Here is an 8,963-nt window from a genome sequence, read left to right as displayed (position 1 = left end):
CGCGGCCGGGCTGCCCGTCCACGCGTTCAAGACGCCCCCGCACACCCTGGAATCCCCTTGGGAGTACGTCCAGGCCAAGGACCTCCAAGTCGACGACACCGTACGGCTCGGCGACCTCTCCGGCGTCGTGGACAAGCCGCCGGTCCACGTGACGGACCCCTCGGGCACGACCACGGTGGAGGTCACCTTCCGGGACACCACGGGTCCCGTCTCCTGGGACGCAGACCTGTGGGTCGCGATCGCGAGGCGGCCGGAGACGCCCGAGAGCTGAGGCCGGGCCCGGCCTTCCCGCCGCTTCCCGGGCGGGCGACACAAGCCGGTCGTACCCCCTACGTTCCGCGTGGCTTGCCCTCACCTGGTGACGTCGCCGGATAGGGCGGGCCCCGGTGCCTCCCCATCCGGAACGAGGGCGGCACCGGCCCGGTGGTGGGCACGGTCCGGCCATGACGGCATGCCCCGCTTGCGAGGCGGGGCGCCGCGGTTGAAGTCCGCGGGCTCGCAGACTGCGCCCGCCGCCGGCACACCGAACCGCCGGAAGGACTGCCGTGACCGAGACCGTGCCCGCTCCCCGCTACACCACCTACGTCCCGCTCACCGACCTCACCCCCGCGCCGGGCAATCCCAAGCGCCACGAAGTCGAGCGGATCATCGAGAGCATCAGCACGCACGGATTCGTCGACCAGCCCATCGCCGACGAACGCACCGGCACCATCCTGGGCGGACACGGCCGTCGCGAAGCCCTCATCGAAATGCAGACCCGCGGTGAACACCTTCCCGCAGGACTCCTCCTCGACCATGACGGCGGATGGCTCGTCCCCGTCCAACGCGGCTGGGCCTCCCGCTCGGACGCCGAGGCCAAGACCCTGAACATCAAGCTCAACAAGATCGGCGCTGACGGAGGCTGGCGCCCGCGCGACTTCGCCGCCTACCTCGAAGACATCGTTACAGCCGATGCGGCTCTGTACGACTCCCTCGCTATCGCTGACCAGGAGCTGGAGAACCTGCTGCGGCAGGTTGACCCCGAGACACTGCCCGGCGCCGTCAACGAGGACCGGGCCTCCGTACTGCACCTGCCCGACGACGGCAGCGACGACCCGGGCAGTGACGGACTCAGTCCGGACGACGAGGGACGCGCGCGCCTGGTCACCTGCCCGGCCTGCGCCCATGCCTTCACACCCGGGCGCTGAGGAGCCAGCCCGTGTCTCACCGCCGCAAGCCCCATCGCCCTGGTGCCGGGCGGCCTACCCTCCTGTCCGACGAGGTCGAGAACCGCATCCTCGCTGCCTCCCGATCCGGCATCGCCGTCGAACTCGCCGCCGAGTCGGCCGGCATCTCAAGTTCCACCTACCGCCGTTGGATGGCCCGCGGCCGCGCCGAGGTCGCCGCTCGCGAGGAGGGGCAGAACCCGAACCGGGACGAGGACGCCTACGTCGCGCTGTTCGAAAAGGTCCGCACCGCCCGAGCGATGGCCGCCGCCCGTGCCATGGCCAACATCAGGCGCGTCGCCGACGGCGGGATCACCACCAAGATCACGACCCGCAAGTTCCGCGACCCAGAGACCGGCCAGATCGTCGAGGAGATCACCGAGGACCGCACGGCCCCGGACTGGCGCGCGGACGCCTGGTACCTCGAGCGGCAGCACCGTCACCACTACGGCAAGGACGCAGCCATCGCCGTCGAGATCACCGGCCTGGACAGCGTCGAACCGGCTCAGGAAGAGCGGATCGACCTGAGCGCGCTCGCCGAGCGCCTGAACCAGAGCCTCTTCGCCGTGCAGTATCCCGACCCTCCAGAGCTGGAAGACGGCAGCGTCGTAGAGGCAGAGGTGATCGACGGCTGAGCGCAGAGGCAGCGCGCGACACTAACTCGCATCGGCGGTCACGGTGCCCCCTCCCTTGCTCACCAGCATCAGAGGAAGTGCACCGTGACCGTCTCCTACTACCCTGGCGCCAGCCGCGCTTACGACTACTCGAACAGGTACAACGGCTCCGTCATCAAGCCGAACTGCGGCGTGCTCCACACCACCGAGGGCACCTCCCTACCGTCGTACGACGGCGGCGCCTCCGCACCGAACATCACCGCCCGGCCGAACTTCGCGAAGAAGCGGCTCGACTTCTACCAGCACTACCCGTTCAATCGGTCCGCCCGTGCGCTGGTGAACCTTGCCGGCGGAGTCGAGACCAACACCCTCCACACCGTTCAGATTGAGCTGGTGGGCACCTGTGACCCCAAGCACAAGAAGACCTGGAACGGGGCGAAAGCGGGCCAGGACTACATCTACTGGCCGGATGCGCCGGACTGGGCCCTGGACGGACTCGCCGCGTTCATGGCGTGGCAGTACAAGAACAACGGCGTCCCGCTCACCGGCCCGAAGACGTGGCTCGCCTACCCATCCTCGTACGGCAAGACCAAGGCCCGCATGAACTTCTCGGCCTGGACCAACTTCCGCGGATGGTGCGGGCACTCCCACGTCCCGGAAAACCAGCACGGCGATCCCGGTGACATCGACTTCGCCAAGCTGATCTCGCTGGCCAAGAAGAAGGCGAAGGTGCCCGGCAGTTCCTCCGGCGAGACGGGCTCCGGAGGCACGGGCAAGCCGAAGCCGCCGTTCCCCGGCGCCAGCTACTTCGGGCCCGGCAAGAACAACGCCCACATCACTCTGATGGGCAAGCAGCTCGTCAAGCGCGGCTTCGGCAAGCACTACTCCAGCGGTCCGGGACCGAAGTGGTCGGACGCAGACCGGAAGAACGTCGCCGCCTTCCAGCGCTCCGTCAAGGAGCTGCGCGGCGACCCGGACGGCATCCCCGGCCCGCTCACGTGGCGCCTGCTGTTCTCCTGATCCGACCCCTGGGTCGGCCCTCCCCGCGGCGGGCCGACCACCGATCCCGAAAGGCCCGCTCCTTTGGCAGGCGAGACCGTCATCACCCTGATCGGCAACCTGGTCGACGACCCTGAACTCCGCTTCACCCCATCCGGCACGGCGGTGGCAAAGTTCCGCGTCGCCTCGACCCCACGCACCTTCGACCGCCAGACCAACGAGTGGAAGGACGGCGAGGGCCTGTTCCTCACCTGCGCCGTGTGGCGCCAGGCAGCCGAGAACGCAGCCGAGTCCCTGTCACGCGGCACCCGCGTGATCGTCCAGGGCCGTCTCAAGCAGCGCTCCTACGAGGACCGTGAAGGCGTCAAGCGCACCGTCTACGAGCTGGACGTCGAGGAGGTCGGCGTGAGTCTGAAGAGCGCGACCGCAAAGATCACCAAGACCGGCGGGCAGCAGCGCCAGGCCGCCGCCTCACCTAGTCGTCCGGTGGCCGACGCCCATTGGGTGGCTGAACCGCCCTTCTGAGCCGCCGTACAACGAGAGCGCCGCGCAGTGTCTCCCACGCGGCGCTCTCGTGCTACTACACGGCCGGAGCGACCCGCCCTTGCGGCTGAATCAACGGCTCCCTGTCCTCGTCGGCCGTGTCGTCCATCGGCGAATCGCCGTCCTGAGCGGGCGGCTTCGTGGCTGTGCCGTCACCATCTGCGGGCGGCCGCGTCTCCTCGGGGCCCGGCGGTGTCGGTGTCTCCGTGACCGGCGGCGTCGGATCGACCGGCTCGGTTGGAGGCTGCTCGGGCTCGGTTGGAGGCTCCTCCGGCTTCTCTGTCGGAGGTTGTTCCGGCTTCGGCTTCGGCTTCGGTTTAGGAGCTGTGGGCTTCTCCGCCACCGGCTTCTCGGGCTTGAACGTGGGCTTGACCGGCCTCTGCTTCTCGTTCCCTGTCTGCTTCGGGTACGGGGCCGGGCCGGGTCTGGCTGCTGTCGTCGCCGTCGACGCACCGGGCGAGCCACCTGATGCCGTCGAACCGGGCCTGGCAGGACTGATGACGTGTACGACTCCGCCGTTGCCGTGTGTGTTCCCGCCCGGCTCGGTTACGCCCAGAGAGGGCCCTATGCCCGCCGCAAGCGCCACGATGTCCTCCGCGCCCGGCTTCACGTCCCCGGTCCCGACCTCGCCCGTACCGAGCACGGCCTGAGCCGCCATCAGCAAAGGCGCGTCGATCGGCGTGTCCTGCGGGGTGATCAGGATGCTGCGCACTTCCTGGTGATCTAGGCCCAGGGTGCCCAACGTCAGCGCCGCCAGGCGGGGCGGCAACGGTTCGGCTCCGCCCATCGTGTAGGCCACCGTGTTGGCGCCCGGCTTCTGCCCCGCGGATGCCTCCAGGAGCTTTCGGTACTCCTTCAGTCGTTCCTCGTCCGTGCCCCAGAGGACGTAACGGCCTGAGCGGGACATGTTCGGGTACAGCTCTCGTGAGCCGTCCTGAAGCGTCCATGTCTTGGCGTATCGGGCGGTCCCGAAGATTCGCAGTCCAATGCGTTCGTGCCCGTACGAGAACGTGAAGATGGTGCTGTCCGGCCCTGTTGCGGCCTTAGTCGACATCACCATCCCGTCGGCGTCGGTGCACTCCGCTTCAAGATTGTCGGTGGGGCTGCAGTCGATCTTCCCCGCATCGGAGAATTCCATGAACTCCTGGGCCACGAAAGGCTTCGGCCCCAGGTTCCGGTTGTCGCTGTTCGCCTTGTCACTGGTGGGGTTCGCGTCCGGAGTGCTCGCCGCATTCGAGGCAGGGTCAGCGCGCGTGACATGCCCGAGCTCCCAGGCCCCGACGAGTGCCGGCAGCACCATTGCGGCGATGACCCACTTCTTCACGCGGCTTCCGACACGGGCGGGCGGGGGCATCTCGAGCGGAAGGGGTGGAGCGTCGATAGGCGGAGCGGTCTCTATCGATCCCATCAGCTCATCGAAGTCCTTCAGTTCAGGGCAGTGCTCGCGCAGCAAGCGCTCGACTTGCTCCAGCGGCACGTCCGGCATGGCCGAACTGACCTGCCGTACGGCGCGCTCGAAGTTCTGCGGGCTGATGAACAGGTGCCGCTCACCATTGATGTTGACCACGCCGACGTCTACGAGATCAACGTCCTCGTCCGGCGCGAGGATAGCGTCTTCGTCCGACGTAAGGATGTGGACCTGCACTTGTGGGAAGGACGAACTCACAGCCGCCCCTCAAGTTCCGGAAGTTGCGTGCGCACTACCTCCGCGGCCTGCCAGAGCGACACGCTCGGCATGATCTTGCATACGTCGTCCACAGCAACCGCAAAGCTGGCCTGGTCAGAGGTCTGGAACAAGCCCTCCGAGCCCAAGTCCTCGGCCAGGTAGTGGAGCACCCCCACGCCGAACTCGTCGGTGCCCTCGGCCTTCAGAGCATCGAATATTGCGCTGCTCAACTCTGCCGGTCTCTTTCCCTGCTCTCCAGGATCTGCGCAATCCGGGCGGCCGTCTTCTCCGCACGATCGGGCGTAATAGCCTCGATGTCGGTAAGGACGAGGTGGCCGCCGCCTGGCAGCTCGATCTCCTCGCGGTGGACCTCCGGCTCGTCCAGGCCGTCCCCCGACCCGGCGTCCTCACGGGCCTCCCGCGGACTCTGCGAGCGCGCGTACTCACGAAGCATGGCTTCACGGGTGCTACGCACCCGCGAGGGGCTGCGCCGGAAGCCCGGCCGCAGAGCACCCGCGGCGGCGAGCATGCGCCGGGTCTCCTCGTCATGAGGGACCGGCCCGCCGTCCAGCGCCCGCTCCAGGCGCTCGCTCTGGTCAGCGCGTCGCAACATGCGCCTCAGCCTCTCGTGTTTCAACCCGTGTACCGACAACCCTGTTTCTGCCCACTGCCGCTGTCAGCAGTTCCTCGACCAACTGGGAAGATGACTCCCCAGTCGGCATGACCTCGGCAAGCTTACGTAGCGACCGTACTGTCAATGTACGCACAGCACCGTCCGTCTTCCCCATGATCTCCGCCGTCCGCCCTGGGCTCTCCCCGTCGAAGAACCGCAGGACCAGGACCTGCTGCTGATCTGGGCGCAGCTTATGCATGTGGGCTGCAACCGCTTCAGCCAGAACGCGCCTCTCGGCATGCTCCTCCGGCCCGAGGCCAACACGAGGTCGGTCAAGTTCAAGGTGATCGCCGCACAGTGTTTCAGAAGGACGCCGCTGCACGGACCGCAAGTAGTCGAGCGCACGGTTCTTCGCGACCGTGCGCAGCCAGGCGTGAAAGTTCGTACCCGGCCGGTACTTGCTGATGTTCTGTGCGACCTTCAGCCAGACCTCCTGGCTCAGATCCTCGGCCATGTGCCCGTCGCGGACGTAGAACCTCACCCAGTTGTAGACCGTATCGGTGAGTTCGTCGTACAGCGCCGCAATGGCATCAGCCCCGTCTGCGCCGCCCGCTGCGGCGCGCGCGACGAGGTCTTCCAGAGTGTCGGTCACGGCGTGCTGTCCCCCCAAGAGCCGGTGCTGTGATTCATGCGCTTCACGCCACCCATGCGCCCCCTCCACTGTTTCCCCCTAGGAGGAAGGCGCTGTTCCAGGCAACGGTGACGCAGCATAACCGGCCATTTACGGATTCCGTCGAACGGGCTAGCGACATCGGGGGCCACCTCCTGTGCTATAAGAGGCAGCACGTGCCGGGAGAGCAACCCGACACCAGACCCGAACCGAGAGGCCCCCGCCATGTCCCCGCACATGGACGCTGACCGCACGCTCATGCTCCTCCCCTACGGGGAGTGGATCTCCCTCGACACCGTCGTGCAGCGCACCAAGATCGCACCCCAGGCGGCCGCCCGGATGGTTCGCGAGGGGCGCCGCCGCGGCATCCTGCGCACCCGCGGCAAAGGCGCCACCCAAGAAGTCATGCGCATCTACCACGAACCACGCCGCCCGAGCACGAGGGCGACCGCTGCCCGCTGAGCCGATCCACTGCCGGCCCGGCCGAGACGCCCACCCCACGACGCGCCCCTCGCACCACGCACTGACGAACTCTGCCCGGGTGTAACAGATCCCGCTGACTGACGTACGTATCAGTGCCGGGCTGCACACAACCGGCTCCATCCGGCCGGAAGAGTCCGCCGGGGGACACCCACGAGAAAGCAAGGACGACGATGGCTCGCGGCGGCTCCAACGTATTGCTGAGTTTCGAGACGATTGCCGAGCGAATGGAAGTCACAAAGCGCACAGTGCTTGACAACTATAGGAGCTGGGATATCCCTATCGTGCGCGTCAGCGACCGCATTCTTCGTGTCCGGGAGCGCGATTTTGAGGCATGGATTGAAGCGCGCACTGAATGAATTCCACGCACCAACCTAGGCGCTATTGCCGCGATTAGAAGGCCATCACCGCTCGTCCAGCCCTCCGCTCATCGAGCTTGACCAGCCATGGCTACGCCTACGTACAGTCCAACTCCCCTGGCCAGGGAGTCACCCGAGACCCAACCATGATCGTGAAAGGCGTACCGTGGCACGCAAGCCCACTGTCTACAAAAGGTGCAACTGCCCTGACCAGAACAGGCCGAAGAAGGGTGGGTGCGGCCATAGCTGGTCGTACAACCGCACGACTGACGAAGGCAGCCGCACGCGCGCGACAATCCCCGAATCAGTCGGCCTGACGCAGGCTCAAGCGCAAGCGATCCTCGACGGAATGGCCCCAGGCGCAACCCCCGAGCCTGTCGAAACGAACGTCACCTTCAGGCAGTGGGCAGCCGACTGGCTGAGCAGACGACGCGCTAAGGAGATCAGCGTCGCGAGCTACGAGACCGCCGTCCGCGTCCACCTGACGCCCCGCTGGGGGAGCAAACGCCTTCGCTCCATCAGGAAGGCACAAGTCGAGGCATGGGTGCAGGAGATGGAGGCGAACAAGAAGCTCGCCAACTCCACCGCGGAGGGGCACTGGAAGGTCTTCAAGATGATCCTCAAGGACGCGCTCCAGAACGGAAAGATCGAGTCCAACCCCACCTACGAGGTGGACGGGCCCTACGTCGCCGAGTCGACCTCCTACGTCTTCAGCGCGGAGGAGTGCTGGGCGATCTACGACGAGTTCCCCAAGCGGTATCGCCTCATACCCATGCTCGGGTTCGCATGCGGACTCCGCCAAGCGGAGGCCTTGGCCGTGTGCGAGGACGTCATCGACACGGACAGCAAGCTGCTCACCGTGCGCCGGCAGATCCTCCGAACCAAGGAGACGCGCTACAGCCCCACGCTCGTCGACAGGCTCAAGACGAGCCCGCGCCTGAACACCAAAGATGTCCCGATGCCGCCGTACCTGGTGGACGCCTTGGAGGAGTTCATGGAGCAGCAGCAGCCGCGGGTCACCCAGAACGTCCTGTGGGAGCACAAGAAGACGCTCTCCGAGTGCAAGCGCGGCACAGCGCGCGCCCTGTTCTGGAGCGCTCGCAACAACCTCATCTGCCGGAACCATTTCAACGACGACGCGTGGAAGCCCACGCTGCGGAAGCTGGGGATCAAGGACGAGAAGGGGGGCCTCCCAACGTTCCATGACCTGCGGCACACCTTCATCTCCACGTGCCTTCAGAACGGAATCCCCGAACACACCGTGGCGGCGTGGGTCGGCGACTCCGTCGAGGAGCTGCGCCGGACGTACAGCCACCTCCTGCGGGACCACGCGGACACGCACGGCGCCATCGCCGCGGGCCTGACGGCGCGGCCGTCGCGATCCGCCGAACCTGTCGCGGCGTGACCTCAGCGCCTCTCCGGGCGCAAGCGTAGGACCTTCAGCGGGGATCAGGCCGACACCGGCCTGATCCCCGCTGGCGCGTTTACGACTCGCAGAACCGCGGATCTATCCGGGGCATTCGGAGAGGTACACCCTGATCACGCGCCACGCGATGTCCCGACGGCACACGCTCCACCCCGTCAAAGCCCCAGGCCAGCGGCGCCTTGCTGCAGGTGAAGGGCTGAATCAAGCAGGCTCGTTGACCCCCGTGCCATGGCTACTTTCATGGCTACGTACGTAGCCGTGAACCCCGGTTTGGACCCGTACGGAACGGGTTCTAGACGAGGGCCTGAATCCACGGAAAAGGGCCTCTGACCAGCTAAAACACTGATCAGAGGCCCTTAGCGGCAGACGAGTCGGGCTATACGCCGGG

Annotated in this window: 10 protein-coding genes and 1 pseudogene; 7 read left to right on the top strand and 4 right to left on the bottom strand. The window is 66.8% G+C overall.

What is annotated here, in order from left to right; genetic code table 11:
* The 5 genes and pseudogenes from ACFWZ5_RS21355 to ACFWZ5_RS21335 all read left to right on the top strand — a co-directional run.
* Positions 1-271: hypothetical protein (locus ACFWZ5_RS21355; protein WP_384890968.1), on the top strand; the 271-nt coding region annotated here is incomplete at its 5' end.
* Positions 272-545: 274 nt separating this feature from the next.
* Positions 546-1,187: a ParB N-terminal domain-containing protein gene (locus ACFWZ5_RS21350; protein WP_384890965.1), complete on the top strand. Its 642-nt coding sequence runs from the start codon at positions 546-548 to the stop codon at positions 1,185-1,187.
* Positions 1,188-1,198: 11 nt separating this feature from the next.
* A complete protein-coding gene (locus tag ACFWZ5_RS21345; RefSeq protein WP_384890962.1) occupies positions 1,199-1,840 on the top strand; it encodes a hypothetical protein in 642 nt (213 codons plus the stop codon).
* Positions 1,841-1,924: 84 nt separating this feature from the next.
* Positions 1,925-2,839: a peptidoglycan-binding protein gene (locus ACFWZ5_RS21340; RefSeq protein WP_384890959.1), complete on the top strand. Its 915-nt coding sequence runs from the start codon at positions 1,925-1,927 to the stop codon at positions 2,837-2,839.
* Positions 2,840-2,902: 63 nt separating this feature from the next.
* Positions 2,903-3,277, top strand: a pseudogene (locus tag ACFWZ5_RS21335) (single-stranded DNA-binding protein); the annotation flags it as partial.
* Positions 3,278-3,398: 121 nt separating this feature from the next.
* On the opposite strand, the gene ACFWZ5_RS21330 reads toward ACFWZ5_RS21335, so the two are convergent.
* From ACFWZ5_RS21330 to ACFWZ5_RS21315, 4 genes are all read right to left on the bottom strand, one after another.
* Positions 3,399-5,027 (bottom strand): hypothetical protein, encoded by a 1,629-nt coding sequence (locus ACFWZ5_RS21330; RefSeq protein ID WP_384890956.1) that lies wholly within the window; start codon positions 5,025-5,027, stop codon positions 3,399-3,401.
* Positions 5,024-5,257: a hypothetical protein gene (locus ACFWZ5_RS21325; RefSeq protein WP_384890953.1), complete on the bottom strand. Its 234-nt coding sequence runs from the start codon at positions 5,255-5,257 to the stop codon at positions 5,024-5,026. The genes ACFWZ5_RS21330 and ACFWZ5_RS21325 overlap by 4 nt, the downstream gene beginning before the upstream one ends.
* Complete coding sequence (locus ACFWZ5_RS21320; RefSeq protein ID WP_384890950.1) at positions 5,254-5,556, bottom strand: hypothetical protein; 303 nt, start codon at positions 5,554-5,556, stop codon at positions 5,254-5,256. Before ACFWZ5_RS21320 ends, ACFWZ5_RS21325 begins: the two co-directional genes overlap by 4 nt.
* A gap of 67 nt (positions 5,557-5,623) precedes the next feature.
* The gene (locus tag ACFWZ5_RS21315) at positions 5,624-6,292 is read right to left on the bottom strand and encodes an RNA polymerase sigma factor (protein WP_384890947.1); all 669 of its coding nucleotides are present in this window, start codon (positions 6,290-6,292) and stop codon (positions 5,624-5,626) included.
* A 255-nt stretch (positions 6,293-6,547) separates the two neighbouring features.
* Here ACFWZ5_RS21315 and ACFWZ5_RS21310 point away from each other — a divergent pair, with 255 nt between their 5' ends.
* Both ACFWZ5_RS21310 and ACFWZ5_RS21305 read left to right on the top strand, forming a co-directional pair.
* Positions 6,548-6,772: a hypothetical protein gene (locus tag ACFWZ5_RS21310; RefSeq protein ID WP_384890943.1), complete on the top strand. Its 225-nt coding sequence runs from the start codon at positions 6,548-6,550 to the stop codon at positions 6,770-6,772.
* Positions 6,773-7,498: 726 nt separating this feature from the next.
* A complete protein-coding gene (locus ACFWZ5_RS21305) occupies positions 7,499-8,554 on the top strand; it encodes a tyrosine-type recombinase/integrase (RefSeq protein WP_384890939.1) in 1,056 nt (351 codons plus the stop codon).
* Positions 8,555-8,963: the final 409 nt, after the last annotated feature.

The sequence above is a fragment of the Streptomyces sp. NPDC059003 genome, from assembly GCF_042740445.1.
Classification (GTDB): domain Bacteria; phylum Actinomycetota; class Actinomycetes; order Streptomycetales; family Streptomycetaceae; genus Streptomyces.
This window is presented reverse-complemented; position numbering and strand designations above follow the sequence as displayed.